This is a genomic window from Paenibacillus sp. JT22N12 (genome assembly GCF_056269365.1).
The window spans coordinates 714,023-731,115 of record NZ_JBWDNU010000004.1 but is presented as its reverse complement, the minus strand read 5'-3'; the positions used below and the strand labels follow the sequence as shown (position 1 = coordinate 731,115).

General features: G+C 52.4%; 11 protein-coding genes. 3 read left to right on the top strand and 8 right to left on the bottom strand.

The window, feature by feature from the left end:
* Nucleotides 1–7: 7 nt before the first annotated feature.
* Nucleotides 8–3,484 carry a PA14 domain-containing protein gene (locus AC0YOA_RS18865; RefSeq protein WP_475787880.1) on the bottom strand — a complete coding sequence of 1,159 codons (3,477 nt, stop codon included), beginning with the start codon at nt 3,482–3,484 and terminating at the stop codon, nt 8–10.
* A gap of 635 nt (nt 3,485–4,119) precedes the next feature.
* A complete protein-coding gene (sigJ, locus tag AC0YOA_RS18860) occupies nt 4,120–4,977 on the bottom strand; it encodes an RNA polymerase sigma factor SigJ (RefSeq protein WP_475787879.1) in 858 nt (285 codons plus the stop codon).
* 296 nt (nt 4,978–5,273) lie between these two features.
* Here sigJ and AC0YOA_RS18855 point away from each other — a divergent pair, with 296 nt between their 5' ends.
* Nucleotides 5,274–6,845: a histidine kinase N-terminal 7TM domain-containing diguanylate cyclase gene (locus tag AC0YOA_RS18855; protein ID WP_475787878.1), complete on the top strand. Its 1,572-nt coding sequence runs from the start codon at nt 5,274–5,276 to the stop codon at nt 6,843–6,845.
* Here AC0YOA_RS18855 and AC0YOA_RS18850 read toward each other — a convergent pair.
* Nucleotides 6,834–8,900, bottom strand: a complete 2,067-nt coding sequence (locus tag AC0YOA_RS18850) for a multicopper oxidase family protein (RefSeq protein WP_475787877.1) — start codon at nt 8,898–8,900, stop codon at nt 6,834–6,836. The genes AC0YOA_RS18855 and AC0YOA_RS18850 overlap by 12 nt on opposite strands.
* Nucleotides 8,901–9,051: 151 nt before the next feature.
* Here AC0YOA_RS18850 and AC0YOA_RS18845 point away from each other — a divergent pair, with 151 nt between their 5' ends.
* Together AC0YOA_RS18845 and AC0YOA_RS18840 are read left to right on the top strand one after the other, a co-directional pair.
* Complete coding sequence (locus tag AC0YOA_RS18845) at nt 9,052–9,738, top strand: response regulator (RefSeq protein ID WP_475787876.1); 687 nt, start codon at nt 9,052–9,054, stop codon at nt 9,736–9,738.
* Entirely contained in the window at nt 9,735–10,829 is a 1,095-nt protein-coding gene (locus AC0YOA_RS18840; RefSeq protein WP_475787875.1) for a sensor histidine kinase, read from the top strand. The genes AC0YOA_RS18845 and AC0YOA_RS18840 overlap by 4 nt, the downstream gene beginning before the upstream one ends.
* A gap of 60 nt (nt 10,830–10,889) precedes the next feature.
* Here AC0YOA_RS18840 and AC0YOA_RS18835 read toward each other — a convergent pair whose 3' ends face one another.
* The 5 genes from AC0YOA_RS18835 to AC0YOA_RS18815 all read right to left on the bottom strand — a co-directional run bounded on the left by AC0YOA_RS18835 (nt 10,890) and on the right by AC0YOA_RS18815 (nt 17,047).
* The gene (locus AC0YOA_RS18835) at nt 10,890–12,215 is read right to left on the bottom strand and encodes an ATP-binding protein (RefSeq protein ID WP_475787874.1); all 1,326 of its coding nucleotides are present in this window, start codon (nt 12,213–12,215) and stop codon (nt 10,890–10,892) included.
* Nucleotides 12,216–12,337: 122 nt separating this feature from the next.
* Nucleotides 12,338–13,243, bottom strand: a complete 906-nt coding sequence (locus tag AC0YOA_RS18830) for a metallophosphoesterase family protein (protein WP_475787873.1) — start codon at nt 13,241–13,243, stop codon at nt 12,338–12,340.
* 5 nt (nt 13,244–13,248) lie between these two features.
* Complete coding sequence (locus tag AC0YOA_RS18825; protein ID WP_475787872.1) at nt 13,249–14,058, bottom strand: HAD-IIA family hydrolase; 810 nt, start codon at nt 14,056–14,058, stop codon at nt 13,249–13,251.
* A 26-nt stretch (nt 14,059–14,084) separates the two neighbouring features.
* The gene (locus AC0YOA_RS18820; protein WP_475787871.1) at nt 14,085–15,416 is read right to left on the bottom strand and encodes a sulfatase family protein; all 1,332 of its coding nucleotides are present in this window, start codon (nt 15,414–15,416) and stop codon (nt 14,085–14,087) included.
* Complete coding sequence (locus AC0YOA_RS18815) at nt 15,413–17,047, bottom strand: type 2 periplasmic-binding domain-containing protein (protein ID WP_475787870.1); 1,635 nt, start codon at nt 17,045–17,047, stop codon at nt 15,413–15,415. Before AC0YOA_RS18815 ends, AC0YOA_RS18820 begins: the two co-directional genes overlap by 4 nt.
* Nucleotides 17,048–17,093: the final 46 nt, after the last annotated feature.

Genomic DNA, 17,093 nt, shown 5'->3' with positions numbered 1-17,093 from the left:
CTATCCGTTATTGAAGCACAAGGGGCTTCGCCAATCGTTCCGGTTTGGCAAGATCACTGTTGAATTGATTAAATACAAATACCTTCACCTTATATTCCGATCCGGTTTTGTTGAAGTATTGGGAAATTGTCGACTTGTTCTGCTTAAGCGGGACGGCATTGATCAGAACCGGCGTTTCTCCATTTAGCAGCTCAAACACCACATAAGCGTCCCCGCTGTACTCGGCCACCTTCTCCACCTCAACGCTGACCTGAATTTGATCCCCGTTTCTCTTGGTGTCGCCTGTCAGTGTATAGATGCCATCCATGCTGCTTACCGTGAACGGCTTATTCGAAGCAAGCGTCAGACCTGCGGCAGTGCCGGCGGCTTCGTCCGCCGCAACGCGCACCATTACCGAGCCCGCGGCATAATCATGATCTCCGACCGGCTGCGGATTTGCAGCTGCAGGCTGCCAGCTTGCTCCGGCATCCACACTGTATTCGTAATCTGTAAGCTCATCAAATCCGGGGACGTTCGTCCAGCCGAATGTATTATTTAAGTCATCCACCACCGGAGCAGTCGGTGCCATCGGCGTTTGGCTTACGATGCTTGCTTCCGAATTATCCCGCTTGTCGACAGCGGTTACTGCGAACTTGTAGACTTGTCCCGGATCTGTGCCTTCTACCACATATTGATAGCTTTCCTGGCCATCAACCGCCGGAATGTAAACACTCCAGTTCCCAAGCTTGCCGTCGGCCTCATAAATTCTGTAGCCTCTGACCGCGTCCTCCGCGCTCACATTCTTCGGTTTGTCCCACGAGAGGACCGTCTTCCCGTCATCGTTCTTGACCGCGGCCAATTTCTCGACCGGATCAGGTCTGCCGTCATTCCGAACAATGGTATACGTATCGAACGGGTTGTCCTCGCCGGATTTGTAGGAATCGATGGTGATGCTGTTCTCTGTCATCCGGATTCCCGAATAGATCGCGATTCTCGGCTGCTCAAACTTCGCCGCGTAATAGCGGTCAACATTTGGCATGACATCGTAAAACTTGGTAGCGGCGGAATTGTTGATCATATACAGCGTACCGCCGGGATTCAACGGGTTGCCATTCTCGTCCATATTCATATCCGCAACGGGCTTGTCGCCGTACATCTGATAGGATCTCATGAAAGTATGGTCATGCCCCTGAAGAACCACATCGATCCCGAGCTCGTCGAAGACAGGGTAGAGCATCGTTCTCATCTCCAGAATATCGCTGTCTTTCGCGTGGTTGCCGACCGAATAGATCGCTTTATGGAAGGTTACGATCTTCCATTTCTTATCTGTTTCGGCCACTTCTTTTTTCAGCCATTCCAACTCCTGCCTGAACGACTCCTTCTGCCTGTCATCCCAGGCGATATCCATCGTGTTGAGCACCATGATGTGGGCGTCGCCGTAGTCGTACGAATACACGCTGCCCGGCGGCAATGGATTTTTGATCGAATCGTTCGGATAATTGAAGTGATAGTAATAGTTATCGTTATAAGGCCCTTCGTGGTTGCCCACCGCAGCCATCAACGGCAAATTCATCAGCATATCCTGCGGCTTCCCAAAATAATCGAGCCACTGGGATTCCAGGGAGCCGGCATCCACCTGATCGCCGGTCATCACCAGAAACTTCGCATTCGGGAAATCCTCCAGACCATTCTTTAAGGTGTTGGCCCAGACTGTATAATCCTGCGAGTTGGAGCCTTGCGAATCTGTCATATACAGAAATTCATAGCTGTTCTCGTTATCCCCTTCGGTCGTGAAGGTTCCGGCCGCGCTCCAGTTGCCGTCGCTTCCCACCCGGTACTTATAGGCCGTTCCCGGAGTCAGGCCGTCCGCCAGCACCTTGTGGCTGATAAACGAGCCGTTCGTCGAATTGGTGATTTTAAGATTCAAGGCTTTGGTTTCCTCCGGCTTGCCGGTGAAACGGAGCGCCTTGGCCGAGTCGAAATCCTGATCGGCCTGCACAACCTCCACAATGCTGTCCATAATGTTGGCCGGCGCGTTTTGCGGTACCTCATAGCTCGTATACCAGGCAAAAGCGCGGTTCGTCATCGGACTTCCATTGAATGACATCGCGATGGCGATCGGCGAATAATCCACCAGCTCGGACAGATTGACCGGAGCAAGCTTGAAGCTTCCGGCAGCCGTTCCATCGGCGTATTGCAAGCCGCCTTGGCCGTCATACTCCAGGCTCACGGCCTGATTGGGCTTGATCGCTTCCGCCAGATGCAGCCTCAGCTCTGACGGATCCGCTCCCTGCTCCGCGCTTTGAATCGGAATGGGCTGACCGTCGGCCGTTGCAGTAAAGTGCTGCGGCAATGCGTCAGGAAGTGCATTCAAATTCGAGCTCATGGAAAGCAAAATGTCGAGACCGTCCTTGGAGACGCTGGCCGCTGCTGGTCCCGTGTAATCCGCCGGCAGATAGAACGCCGAGCTTGGCACGATATCCTTGGCCATGCCTGGCGCGGACCAGCGCAGATACAGATTGGAACCGCCCGAGTATTCGAAATACTCGATTTTAAAATTGTGTTTCTTCCCGCCTTCCAGCGAGATCGGAACGCCTGTCTGCTCCAGATCCCAGTCATTGACCCAGTGATCGATAACAAGCTGATCGTCGACCCACAAGCGGAAGCCGTTGTCGCCAATCATGTAGAACGTATAGTCGCCCGTTTGCGGCGGCAGAATTTGGCCCGTCCAGCGGGCATTGGAATGATCCGCCTGTCCGGTCCAGTTCTGCAGCACCGGATCCAGATTGGTAAAATTGATCTGCGGGTCTATCGTCTTCGCCTTCAGATCCTTGAAGCTGAAATCTTCGTTGCCTGTATAATATTCACCGATCAAGCCATGATTTTCACCAGCGGCAAGCGGCGCAGCCTCGGCCGCGGCAGGTTCGGAACCCGTGTGCCCAATGGCCTGAAATTCATAGATATTGGCTGCATAGAGACCGGTCGATGAATCCGCCTCTCCCGGATCGGTGATGCTCAGCTTGAAATATCTTGCCGTAACCGGAACATCAAGATCATGAGTCGTCATGCCGTATGTATTATCCGTAACGGTTACCGCAGGAGTCCAGCTCTCATCGTCATCACTGGTCTCAATTGTATAATCCCGTGTATTGTAGCTGTCCGGTTCTCCTGCCGCGCCCGCATGGGCGAGTACAAACTGATGAACCGTCACTTCTGTTCCAGCGTCAATTTTCAGCCAATAAGGGTTTGCCTCACCGGGCAGATTCTTGTCACCCTCGAACATCCATTTGCCGCTCTCCATATCGCCGTCAATTGCACGGGATGGTGCGACCTCCTCCGACATGTATCCATTCGCGGTTGCCGTTACCCCGGCTTCAGCAAAGACATTCGTTGAGGAAGGCTCCGCATTTGCCGGGCCATACAGAAAATAGCCTGCGGAGAATAACGAAGTACAAAGCATGATGGCTGCAAGCACGCGGGTTGTCAGCGCGAAACTCCTTTTCACTTCTCTTTCCCTCCCAATAAAAATATATTGATTCCAATAGATCAATATAGGGATTCATACCGATACTTTCAATTCATGTAGTGTTAAGCGAAAGTCAATTCTATGTAAACTGGGGAAGCTCCATCTCCCGCAGATTGTAAACTTTTTTTGCCGACAACCGGTTCATGGCCTCAATTCTCCTCATATTTGTAAGAAAGAAAATTCTTTTGTATAAATAGTCCCACCCTTCGGGCTTTGTGGTATTTCTATTACTTTCAGTCGCGCGGGCAATGGTATCGCTTTACCGAAATTCTGCGGAGGATGTTTCAGGAAATTAATGGTTGTTCGGGATTTGTTAGCTCTGCGTAAAAATTAACTGGAATTTACCCCCTTTTTTGGAATCTCATCAGCAGAAAAATATGATTTTGTTTTTGTAAATATATCGTTTTCGTGAATTAAAAGATCATAAAAAAGACATTTTCAATCAATTCGATTGAAAGTCTCTTAATAAATTGGATTGCGGGAAGAATCGGCTATCGCCCTCCCGGCGCCTTTTGCAAATCAAAAACAGGCATCTTTTGCACCAGATAAGTGCGCAAAAGATGCCTGCTTGAATTCGTTCCTTCCCGAAATCCTGCCAATGCCGGGAGGACACTTTATAAGCGCCCCAGCTTATCCGGGTTGCGGATCATATAAATATTGCGGATCAAATTACCCGCGACATGCATAAGTCCAACGGCTTCGATGCCTTCGCCAGAATGGACAACAAGCCCTGTTTGGCCGTTGATATCCCTTATCTCGATACGCATGCCTCCCTCATAATGGGGAGCCTTGCGAATGAGACCGAGAAGGAATCTTGCGACAAAATCGCTTGATGCGATCGGGTGGACGGCGGCGAACGCTTTTCCTCCGCCATCGGAGACCAGCACGACATCCTTGGCGAGCATGGCTATGACCGAATCCACATTATTCTGCTCGAGGGCCTCCAGAAACTGGCGGACCCACTCTTCGTCCGCAGCTTCAGAATGGACCGTCTCATCCGGACCGATTCCCATCTTGCCGCGCGCACGGCTGAGCAGCTTGCGGCAGTTCGCATCGCTTTTGCCCACAATCCCGGCAATATCGGGATATCCGAGGCCGAACGCTTCACGAAGCACGAACACCGCCCGCTCCGACGGAGACAGCTTTTCAAGCAGCACGAGCATGGCATAAGATAACAGCTCACCGCGGACAACCGATTCGAACATTTCATCGTCTGTTGGAATGGGCTCAGGAAGCCATTCTCCAAAATACCGCTCACGCCGCTTGCGGGCCGACTTGTTCAAATCGCGGGCTCGGTTCGTTACCATTTTGCACAGATAGGCTTTCGGCTCCTCAGCCAAACCTTCCGGCTTCACGTCATACACCTTCACGAATACATCCTGCACAACGTCCTCCGCATCGGAAGCCGATCCGGTCAGCTGATAAGCAAGCGCAAACAGCAGCCCTTTATACTGCGCATATAACTCCTGCACCTTACCACTTCCAATCTTGTCCTCAACAGCTGATTGCCTTATTTTATCACTCGCCGAATCCGAAGTGAATGTTCTCGGGGGCCAGCCAAGCTTTGCCGATCAGAATCACCTTAAATCAGTTTGCATACACAACGATTTACGGTTTTTTTTGTGACAGTCTTTCATTGGTAAGGACCGCCGCGTCGAATCTACAGTTTGAACGTCCAATATGGTAAGATTGTGCTATCCGCAACTTCCCCCCTGATTCGACTTTTTCAGCCCTGCCAACAAACTATAATGATATGGGGAAAAAGATTATGGGATCCCAAATTACGATGTATATTTCGTTGATCGCAACTTCGGGCGTACTTTGCATTTTTCTAGGCTTCTATGCGTTTTTCAAAAAGCAGGAAATACCCGGCGCGCGTACGTTTATTATTTATATGACGGTACAGGCCATTTATATATTCGCTTACGCCTTCCAGATGTCAAGCACCACGCTTGCAGCGATCAAAGGGTGGACGATTGTGGAATATATCGGAATCTCGTTCGCCCCTGTGATTGGCCTGATGCTTATCCTGCGATACATTGACAGGCCGATTTCACGCATGACCGCGGCGCTGCTGTTCGTTATTCCCGTCATTACGCTCGGGATGGTGGCAACCAACGATTTCCACCATTTATTCTATAAATCTCTGGAGCTCAGAGCAGGTTCTCCGCTTCACGCAACCGATGTGGTCATCGGAGAGTGGTATATTGTGCATGGGGCCTTCACATTCGGATGCTTGCTCGCCGGAGTCGTGCTGCTTGCCAGGGAATGGAAAGCAACCAAGAAAGCCTATCGCAAGCAGCTGGCGACGCTCATCTGCGGACAGTTCATCCCCATGATATCCGCTTTCATCTATCTTATGGGGCTCACGCCCGAGGGCATGGACCCTGTGCCTCTCGTTGTCTGTATCACGTCCTCGATGTATATATGGGCGATCGTAACGACGAGGATGCTGACAATTGTGCCGATTGCCAAGGAAAGCATTTTTGAAAGTATGCGGGAAGGGGTAATCGTTCTGGATTCAGCGGAGCGGCTTATCGACTTCAATGGCGCCGTAAGCCGAATGCTTCCGGGGCTGAGCATCGGGATGATCGGCAGAAAGCTGGATGAAAGCTGGACGCGGCTGACAGGCTCGCCTTTTCCGGATATACAAAGCACGGACAGTGTGCAGGAAGCCAGCATCAGGACGGAGGACGGCACCACCGCTTACTACCAGATCCGCTCCTCCGTGGTCAGAAGCCGCGGCGGCGAACGGGCGGGGAGCCTGCTCATGCTGATCGATGTGACGGAACAGAGGCTGCTCCAGGATCAGCTCAAGCAGCTCGCTTACTACGATGGCTTGACCAGAATCTATAACCGCACGCACTTTATCCAGCAAAGCAAGGAAATACTGCTGCAGGCCCGTCTCCAGGATCAGCCTGCGTCATTTATTTTGTTTGACATCGACCAGTTCAAGCAGGTCAACGACACCTATGGCCATGAAACCGGCGATCAGGTGATCGTGCATATGGTGACGGTCTGCCGGCGGGTGATCACGCAGGATACGCTGTTCGCCCGTTACGGGGGTGAGGAATTCGTGCTGGCTCTGCCCTCCTCTACCCTTCAGGAAGCCGGCCGACTGGCAGAGCTGGTCCGGACCAGTCTGGAGAACGAGCCCCTGGTCACGAATCACGGGACGATTACGGTGACCGCCAGCTTCGGCGCCGCGCAATCCTTCGAGCACGGCGATACGCTTGAATCGCTGCTCCGGGCCGCAGACGCGGCATTGTACAAAGCCAAAAGAGGCGGACGCAACCGGGTAGAATTGGCGCAGCATTCCTTTCCCGTGTCACTCTGGTAGATTGGCCGTAGCCGTTCCGATATCATATGGCGTATAGACGCCCTCATACATCAAATGCATGGACATTCCGGCGGCCGCATGGTCCAGGTTATGACAGTGATCCATCCACAATCCCGGGTTGTCGGCCAGGAAAGCCGTTTCGTAGATTTCGCCTGGCGCCACGTTGAGCGTATCTGTCCACCAGGGACTGCCCTTAACCGGTTTGCCATTACGGCTTAGAACCAGGATATGATGGCCATGAAGATGCATCGGGTGGTCCATAAACCCGCGATTTACGAATTTCACCTTGACGACATCCCCCTCCCGGACCATAAGGGATGGCGTATGGGGAAATACATAACCGTTAATGGTCTGCAGATTGGTAAGCTTGCCATTATAGAACCCTATGCGATTATCCAGGACGAAGGTATGGCTCTGGTCGAACTTCGTCTCCAGATTAAACGGCGTAACGGCTGGAGTGCCGTATGCCGCGGGATCAAAGGTTGATTCCTGCTGGAAAGCAGGGGGCAGATCCTGACCATTGGCGGCCAATACGAGAGCTTCGCTGTCTTCCGATATGGGGGCACTGGAATGTGCAAGTCCGACCGCACTGGACGGCATTTGAAAGGATAGGTCATATCGGCCCCCGGCGGCAAGCGACAGATTCTGATTGGAAATCAGCTGCGGCTCATGAAGATCTATCCCGTCTATGGCAGTTACCCGGAAGGGTACGCCGGACAAATAGAAGGATTGCGGCATATTGCGGGCATTAATCAGACGCAAACGGACTGGCGTCTCCGGCCGGACGTCGACACGCTGAAGCTTCCCTGGCAATCCCAGCGTGATTGTCGTTCCGTTACTCATTCCATGCTGATGCGACATCACAGCCAGATCCACATTATCGATTTCATCGGAAGCTTGAGTTTCCACAACCAATGTGCCATACAGTCCTTTCGCGACCTGGACCGAGGATTGCTGGTGCGAATGATACCAGTACGTCCCCGTCTGCTCTGCAATAAAACGATATTTATGCCGTTCCCCCGGCAGTACCGCATCCTGCGTCAATCCGGCGACTCCGTCTTCTCCATTAGGAACATTCAGCCCGTGCCAATGAAGGGTCACGCCTTCCTCAATATCCACATTGACCAGATTAACCTCAATCAATTCCCCTTCTTTGATACGCAGCTCAGGACCGGGGATTAGCTGGTTGAAGGCCCATACCTCTTCTGTTTCACCTGATGGCAGTACGCGCTCCATGGTTTGGGCGGACAGGGTAAATATGCGATCCGGTGCTCCGCTTTGCGGGCCCTTCAAGCTGTCCACACTGATCATGGAAGCAGGATCTGCCGCGTGCTGCGAGTGGCCGCCATGATCTGCCATATTCATACGATCCGGCAATCGCGAAGCGTTCATGCCGCTCAGAATAATGGCTGCGAGCAAGGCGGCAATGGACAGACTTACGATTGCCGTTCTCACAAGCCTCTGGCGAAGCGACCGGATTGGCGGGAATGCTCCACTTGCGGCTATACGTTCATAGACTCTTGATTTCATATACCATAGAGTGGCAGCACAGACCCCGAATCCGCTCCATATCAAAAACAATGTTCCAAACCGGAGCGGCGATTGCGAGAAGAGCAGCATATGCAGGCAGTTGACGACAGAGGCTATAAAAGCCGCGGCGAACGGAATCGTAATAACCGGATCGTAAAGCCGCAAACGAAGGTCTCCCTTAAGCTGCCCTTCCATTGACTGGGCGGAGTCCGCAGCAGCGGCTTTTATTAACGGCAGCGAGAATGTGAAAATGGCGGCAATGGATAACAGGTACAGCGGAAGCTGGATCATAATTTTATCCTCCACGTAAGACCAATCCGTCGACCACAGCATAATAACCGCCCCCGCCTTGATCCCGGTCATCGCGATCGCCGTGTACAGCCATAGATGGACCTTTCGGATATTGGAGCGCAAAGCCGCCTCTGTGTGCGAACGAAGCAAGCCTTTGGCTTTTGCATAAACCATCCACCAAAAAAACACAAGTAAAAAGGTCATCTCATATTCAATCAGCAGCCAGATTCTCATAGCGGTTGTTCTCCTTTTGTTTCGGTTTGATCTTTAGTGTACGAAACGAATGTGTAGAACAGTTGGAGAACTCATGCTTTTTGTATGGATGTTCCCTTTTGTTCAAAAAAAGGGTGATATACTATTTAAAAAAGTGGGAGATGACCGCATCATGGAAACAACCCTTCTTATCGTGGAAGATGAATCTGCCATGCTTGAAACCATGAAGCTGTTTATGGAGCAGGAGGGATTCCTTGTCCTAACGGCGGCGAATGGGCGGGATGCGCTGGATATCGCAAGGAAGAAGCGTCCGGGGATCGTATTGCTTGACTGGATGCTGCCGGGCATGAGCGGCATCGACGTGTGCCGGGAGCTCAGACAATCCATCTCCTGCGGCATTATTATGGTCACAGCCAAATCCGAAGAAACCGATAAGATCGTTGGGCTTGAGCTCGGGGCTGACGACTACCTCACCAAGCCGTTCAGTTTACGGGAGCTTGCCTCCCGCATACGCGCCGTATTGCGGCGGACCGGACAAAGGCAGGATGAGACCCCCGTTCTGCAGCGGGGAGACCTGTCCATTGACCAAGCCAAATGTCAGGCGGCAAGAAACGGGCAGCCCCTGCCGCTTACGCCAACCGAGTTTAAGCTGCTTCTAACCCTGGCTGCGCGGCCGGGAATCGTCTTTAGCCGTCTGCAGCTGATGAAGGCGGCAATGGACGAGGACTTGATGAATTATGAACGAACGCTGGATTCTCACATCAGCAAGCTCCGAAAAAAGCTGGAGCCTGATCCCGGCAGCCCGCAATACATTCAGACCGTTTATGGATTCGGTTACCGGTTCGGTGAACAGCCATGACAGTAAGGGGCAAAATTTTCTCCGTTATGGCAGTGCTTGTCTGTTTGGTAAGTGCGGCGTTTATCGGGACGACGCAGGGTTATTTGGGGAGTTTGTTTGCACGGTATTTCACGGAAGAGGGCGGAAGCGATGTCCGTCCGGAACAGCTGGAAGGGATAAGACTTTATATTCTGGAGCGGATGGAGAATAAAGCTCTGACCGTCACGCTTTATGTGGCAGGAATTGCCGCCGTCATGTGTTACTGGTTCTCGGGTATGCTCGTAAAGCCGCTCAGAAGACTGATCAGGGTCATGGAAAAAGTGGCCGAGGGGGAATTGGATACGGAAGTACCTGTTAACAGGGTTGACGAGTACGGACAGGTAAGTCATGCGTTCAACACGATGACGCATAAGTTGCGCGATGCGGAGAAGAGCCGTAAACAATTGGTTGAGGACGTCGCTCATGAACTAAGAACCCCTCTATCCATCGTTCTGAACAAGCTTGAACTTATTCAGCACTCTTCTTCCGAGGTGAGGCCCGAGACGCTGCTGCCGCTTCATGATGAAATGCTCCGTCTGATTCAATTGGTCGACGACCTTCAGCTTCTAACGTCAGCAGAAGCAGGCGAGCTGAAGCTCAGTAAAGAAAAGACCGATCTCGCAGCTCTCTTGTCCGGCTTGGCGGAACTTGTCCAACCGGAAGCTGAGGCGCATGGTGTTCAGCTTCACGGACCGGATTATAATCAAGCGGTCTGGGCCGATCTTGACGCGAGACGGATCAAGCAGGTGTTCCTTAACCTGGTGGCAAATGCGCTTCATCACACGCCGCCAGGCGGTCTTATTTCCATTATAGTTTCTCCTGCGGGAACTCCTGGATTCGTGTCCATCTTCGTCAGGGATACAGGGCCCGGCATTCCGCCAGAAGCGATCCCGTATTTGTTCGACCGTTTCTATCGCGCCGGCACGAGAGAACGGAACTCATCAGGAGCGGGACTTGGTCTTGCAATCACCCGGCAAATCGTGATTGCCCACGGAGGGGGGATTGAAGTCAAGAACGCCGTCGGAGGCGGCGCTGAATTTGCGGTATTGCTTCCGGAGAAGTCTGCTTTGTAACAATCAGGCTTTAAGTGACGGCCGAGAGTCAATGGTCCATTCATGCACCTGCACTTCGTCTCAGCCTGCTTTCGGCAGAAGAATAATAATCTCTGTCCCAATGTTTTTCTCGCTGGTTACCCGAACTTTGCCGTGAAAGGACCGGATTATTTGAAAACTGATCATCATGCCTAATCCTGTTCCGCTTTTTTTCAGGGAATAAAAGGGTGAACCAAGCCTGTCAATCTCTTCTTTTGTCATACCGATCCCTTGGTCTTTAATGCTGATTTGTATCTGTCCATCGCCCGTTGGGGCGCAGCTTGCCCAGACCGTTCCCCCATTGGGCATGGACTCAATGGCATTTTTCAAGATGTTGACCAAGCATTGATTCAATTTTTGGGGAACCGCATTCGTCCAGCAATCATCATTGATATCTATAGTGACCGCAACATTTTGAGATGTCGTGTAGCTGTCGAGAATATTCAGGATACGCTGCAGCAGATTTCCCACATTTACTCTTTCCGTGCAGTTTGTTGAGGGTTTTCCGAATAACAGCAGATCATTGATAATTTCGTTCGCACGGTCCAATTCTTCAATGGATAACCGGATATATTTCTTCTTTTGATCCGTTAGATCAGGCTCGTTCAGAAGCTGAAGAAAACCGCGGGTAACCTGCATGGGGTTCCTTATTTCATGTGCGAAAACACTGGTTAAATCACTGATGACCTGCAGCTTCCCCGCGTTTTGCACCTCTAATCGGAGCTGATGAATCTCTTTCATATTTTCGTTTAATGTGGTGAAGAACCAGATCACCAGCAATATAAATACAAGGTGAACAGCCTGTACGCCAAGGCTTTCCCACGAAACATTTCTAAGCGTACAAAACCAGGTAATGCCAACAAGCGTATAGAAAAGAGAAAGAAAGATGGCAATTTTGACCTTCTTGGCTTTTTTTGCTTTTTCAAAGGGCTTTTGGAAATATAATATAACCGGCATAGCGGTAAGCAAGGCAAGAACTGTCGTATAAAACCCGGTGTCAAATCCAATATAAAGCCGATATAGGATGACAAGAGCTGCCAGGATTACGCCTGTTCCAAATCCACCGTATAACGTCCCCATCAGCAGAGGAATAATCCTTATGTCCAATCGGAAATTTGCAGCAATCGCGGGAAAGGACATGCAAAATATAAGCGAGAGTCCCCATAAAGCTGACAATACCAATCTCTGAGTTTTATCATTCTTTAGTCTGTCGTTGACAAATGTATGGTAAATAAACATAGGCAGTGCTATAAGCGTCAGCTGCAGCACAAAATCCTTTATTATCGTCATGTTCTTTACCTGCCATATTCTCGAGTAATAAAACTCAGTTCTTCTATCTACGTTTAGATTTTCAACATAAAGGGTCATATCTCCTGCATTTACAGGGGTGAAACTATAAATTCTATAAGGTCAAAAAAAACTGCCCATCAGATCGATTAAGATCTGCCGGGCAGCCGTTGCTCCTTATCTTCATCAAGTATTTATCGCATTTAGCGCGGCAAACTGCCGTCCCACGGCAGCAGCCGAATAATGCGGTACCCGAGATCGTAGCCCGGGTGGCATACATACTGGTACCGGCCTTCGCGAAAGGCCTCTTTGTGGGCAAAGTGGACATGACCGCAGAAAATGCCTGCAAGCTGGCCGGCTTCGCCCGCAGTAACCAGCTCATAGAACTCCCGCGTCGAAGGCTCAGGAGGCGGAACAGCCTTCCTGCAGCTCGTCTCCTCCGCCGAGTTCGGGGCACCGACCAGAATGGGCGCCCGCCATCGCCGCAGCACATCACGTCCCAGCTCCGGCAGCCACAGCGGAATATGCATGAACAGAAGACAGGGCTCGCCCGCTGCCAATTCCTCCCTGAGCCTATGAAGCTGTTGCCCGCTTACCTGATAGGTGCTGTTGTCGATGGAGATGCACCGGATACCGCCAATACGTATCGTCTGGAAATCCGGACTGCCTTTGGTTAAGCCCTTGAATAGAGGGAAAGCAGCGCTCCTTGCTTCATTGTTCCATTTATCAAGGCCTTTGAAATGCCAGTCGTGATTGCCGTAGACGAACTGGTAGGGAAGCCCGCAGCGGCCGAGCTCTTCAGCTATTAATTCAAGATTGGCCGCGGAGGGAAAGCTGGCAATATCCCCGGTCAGCATGAGGGCGTCTACCCGCAGTTCAAGGGCGGTATTGAGCGTCTCCCGGAACCGTTCGACAGACAACCTCCGGTATGCCTTGCGGCCGTATTCCTCCATGGGCATGACCGCCTCCACTCGTTCCCGGTCCGCCTCGCCAAGCTCGGAGAGATGAGAATCGGCCATATGCAGCAGCGAGACCTCCCGCTCCAGCCCCCGTACATAGATGCGCGCTTCATAAACTGCTGGCGACGGGTCATGATAAAATAGCGGCAATGTCATCATCCTTCCACATAAACCTCAAGCAGCTCTTGCAGATCGTGAACGGCCGCATCGGGGGCTGCTGCCGTGGCGGACTCCTGGGAGAAGAAGCTGCTCCCTCCCCGAACCCATACCGTGCGCATGCCCGACAGCATTCCGCCCGCCATATCGGTGAGCGGATTGTCGCCTACCATGACGCATGCTGCAGGCTGCAGCATATATTGCTTCATCGCATATTCAAACATGAACGGGTTGGGCTTCCCGTAATATTCCAGTCTCCGCCCGAGTATGGATTCCAGCGACGCGGCGAGCGCTCCGGTCTCCGGTACCCGCTGCCCCCTCGCTCCCAGATGATACGGATCCGTGTTGGTCCCGATCAGTCTCGCTCCCCGTTCCGCTTCCTCAGCCAATCGTTGCAGCTTATCATAGGTAAAGCCTGTATCTCTGCCCAGCACGATGACATCGGCGGTCTCCGCTGTCTCCATATCGAGCAGGGTGTGGCCAGCCTCCCGCAGAGCGTCCCTCAGGCTGTCCGACCCCGCCGTCTTGACGCGAACCTTGCCGTACAATTGCCTGATATAGGGACCTGCGCAGTCAGTAGCGGTAAAAATCTCGTCTGCAGAAGCCTCGATACCCATGAGCATCAGCTTTCTGGCAAGCTCATGCCGGTTATGCGTGGAGTTGTTCGTCAGGAACAGCACCCTTTTCTGCTCCGAGCGCAGTCTGCGAAGCAGTTCCCGTGATCCGGGCGCGGGATAGTCCCCGTAATAGACGCAGCCGTCCAGGTCGAAAAAGAAAGCGTCCAGGCTGCGCAATGAAAAACCATCCATACCTTTAACCTCCAGGCCTATTGCCTTTATCCTATATTAAACGATCGGGTCTCATTCTCCCCAGGCTCCATGAACAGCCGGTCATCCGTTTCCACAATAAAGTCCGCCAGTGCCCGCCTCATGTCTCCCATGACTCCGGCAAGCTCAGACCGCGGCGCCAAATTATCCAGCTCGCCGGGATCCTCCTGCATATCGTACAGCTCCTCTCCGCCCTCCAGATACCGTACATACTTGTACCGTTCATCCACAAGCGCGCGGATCGGGCATGGCTCCTGCAGCTTGCCGCTGACATAGTATTCCAGCACGACCCGCTTATGGACGGTGGCATCGGCGAGCTCCAAGCAAGTCTTCAGAGAGCGCCCATCGATATCATCCGGAGGAGGGAAGCCCGCAAGCTCGCATAACGTCGGGAAGATGTCCGTGTTGTGGCAAAGCTGATCCCGTTTTTCGCCTGCGGGCACAACGCCCTGCCATCCGATCACGAGCGGCACCCGGGTAATCTCGTCATACATGACCGGCCCCTTGAAGCTCAAGCCATGCGAACCGCACATGTCGCCGTGGTCGCCCGTCAGAACAAACAGCGTATCCTCCCGCATACCGAGACCGTCCAGCTTGTCCAGCACCTGTCCAAGCTCAGCATCCATTATCGCGACCTTGCGGTTGTAAAACTCAATGTAGCTGCGCCATTCCGCGTCGCCGAATGGAACTGCCATCCGCCGGCTGTAGTCCTCGCGCATGGCCCGCTGGGGGCCGGGCTTGTCAGCGAGGCTATCTCTCCAATTGTCCGGAAGCTTGATATGCAGCGACTCGGCGGAGAGCTCCCCGAGCTCCTCTGTTCCAAGCTTGCGGATATGGGAAATATCATGCGCCGTATGGTAGAACAGTATGGCAAGCCATGGTTTGCCTGCGCTATTCTCCATGAATTCCATCGAGCGGCGTGTCACTTCCGTATCGTCCCGGCCAATGGCGTACTCATTCATCAGCACATCGAAGCCATAGGCGTCCCCGCATTCAGCCGGCACCCCCTGATGGCAGTTTCCGAATAATCCGGTATAGTAACCCCGTTCCTGAAAATAGCGTCCCATGGTGAGAATGTCGGTATCGAAAGGCCGCCCGCCGGGCAAATTGACGTTCGCCATCATCTTCGCCTTATGCGGATACAATCCGGTCAACAGCGATGCCTTGGAAGGCGTACACTGAGGTGTAGCGCAGTAGCAGCGGGAGAAAGCCGTGCCGCTCTCAATCATCCGGTCCATGTTCGGCGTTCGGGCCGGGTTCGGCCCCCCGTATACCGCAAGCGGCATCCGCGCCAGCGTATCCGGTACGACAATCAGAATATTAGGTCCCTGCTTCATCATTTCTTCTCCATGTTGATGCCGTCTTCAAGCTTGTTATTGTTGTAATAGTCCTGCATCAGCTCGACATAGCGGTCCGTCTTCAGCTTCTTCAGGTTGTCCAGGTGATCCTGCCATCCTTTGTCGTCTATTCCTTCCATGATCGCCTTCGACATAAAGGAACGGACGTATTTATCGATATCCGTATACAGGGCTGAACGCTCGGTGAGCTTGTCCGGATCCTCATAAGCCGTCGTCGTGACGAATTCCTTCGGAAAATACGGCATATTGGCGCGGATCATGGCATCGCGGCGTTTGCCGGAATCCGTATTGTCGAGTCTGCTGTTTATGTTGTAGTCCTTGATGAACGGGCCGACGTCCGTAAACGTCTTGGTGAAGACGGAATAGGTCATACCATCCGGCACATTGTCCTGTACCTTCTTAATAACATCGCCGTCGTATTTCCACGTCGTATTCTCTTCGCCATACGTAAATCTCAGCACATTGCGTTCGCTGGAATTGATATAGTCTACAAATCTGGCCAGCACCTCAGGGTTTTTGGCTTCCTTCGTCAGCACCAGCATGTTCTTTTTCAATCCGACCGGCACTTTGTCAGATACGTTCCACAGTCTGGCCCCGTCCTGGCCCGCCAGCGGCTTGATGCCAACATAATCCGGCGCCACATCGGGCGCAACCACTTCGTCGCTCGTCGCATCGATGATCGTGCCAAGCGTCGGAGCCGCGGTTTTACCCTTCGCCCGGTAATCATCCGCCGTCTGTGAGAATGCGGACTTGTCGATCAGACCATCGGCGTACAGCTTGTGGAAATATTGGAGCGCATCATAGTATCCGGGCTCAGCTGGCGAGAAGAGGACCTTGCCGTCCTTCACCATCACATGATTGGTATTGTCCAGCACACCGAAGGACCCGAACAGCGAGTACATGCTTGTATCCGGATCGTCCATGGAGAAGGAAAGAGGGATTTCATCCGCTTGCCCGTTGCCGTTCATATCGCTCTTGAACGCTTTGAGCATCGTATAGAATTCATCCGTCGTGTCGGGAACCTGCAGGCCGGCTTTATCCAGCCATTTTTGGTTGACCATTAATTTATCCCTGTTCAGGTCATCAATATATTCCGACATATAGAAGAAGCCGTAAATGTTGCCGTCGGGAGCCGTTATCGCCTTCTTGACATCCTGGCGCTTATCCATGAAGCCCTTGAGCGAAGGCGCCCATTGGTCAATCAGATCGTTAAGCGGCAGGAGGGATGCCGTGTTCTTGAGCACGGTGTCGTCCTTGATATCGCCCCATATGGCGTCAGGCAGATCGCCCGATGCGAAGAGCAGGTTAATCTTCTCGTCCCATCCCGATGCCGGAATCTCCATCCAGTCAATATGGATATTGGCTTCCTCCAGATACTTGTTGACTTCCTTTTTCTCCGACCAGGACACGGGACTGTTGGGGTCCTTCTTGACCGCAATCTTGAACGTTACCGGCTCGTTGACGATGGGCATCCCTGTTTTGTTGACATTATCCGCCGCCTGGGCAGCCGCCTGCGGGGAAGCGTCGGAAGCATCTCCGTTTTTGGAGCATCCCAGAACACTAATTGATAGCAAAACTGCGACAACGAGAACACCGGTCATTTTTCGCAACATACACAGCCATCTCCCTTTTGAGTGTTTGTCCAATAAAATCATTGAT

What these genes read in the sequence shown, in the direction of transcription:
- AC0YOA_RS18825 (WP_475787872.1), bottom strand. Translation starts at nt 14,058, where the DNA reads ATGGATGGTTTTTCATTGCGCAGCCTGGACGCTTTCTTTTTCGACCTG.
- AC0YOA_RS18820 (WP_475787871.1), bottom strand. Translation starts at nt 15,416, where the DNA reads ATGATGAAGCAGGGACCTAATATTCTGATTGTCGTACCGGATACGCTG.
- AC0YOA_RS18850 (WP_475787877.1), bottom strand. Translation starts at nt 8,900, where the DNA reads ATGAGAATCTGGCTGCTGATTGAATATGAGATGACCTTTTTACTTGTG.
- AC0YOA_RS18845 (WP_475787876.1), top strand. Translation starts at nt 9,052, where the DNA reads ATGGAAACAACCCTTCTTATCGTGGAAGATGAATCTGCCATGCTTGAA.
- AC0YOA_RS18855 (WP_475787878.1), top strand. Translation starts at nt 5,274, where the DNA reads ATGGGATCCCAAATTACGATGTATATTTCGTTGATCGCAACTTCGGGC.
- AC0YOA_RS18815 (WP_475787870.1), bottom strand. Translation starts at nt 17,047, where the DNA reads ATGTTGCGAAAAATGACCGGTGTTCTCGTTGTCGCAGTTTTGCTATCA.
- AC0YOA_RS18835 (WP_475787874.1), bottom strand. Translation starts at nt 12,215, where the DNA reads ATGACCCTTTATGTTGAAAATCTAAACGTAGATAGAAGAACTGAGTTT.
- AC0YOA_RS18840 (WP_475787875.1), top strand. Translation starts at nt 9,735, where the DNA reads ATGACAGTAAGGGGCAAAATTTTCTCCGTTATGGCAGTGCTTGTCTGT.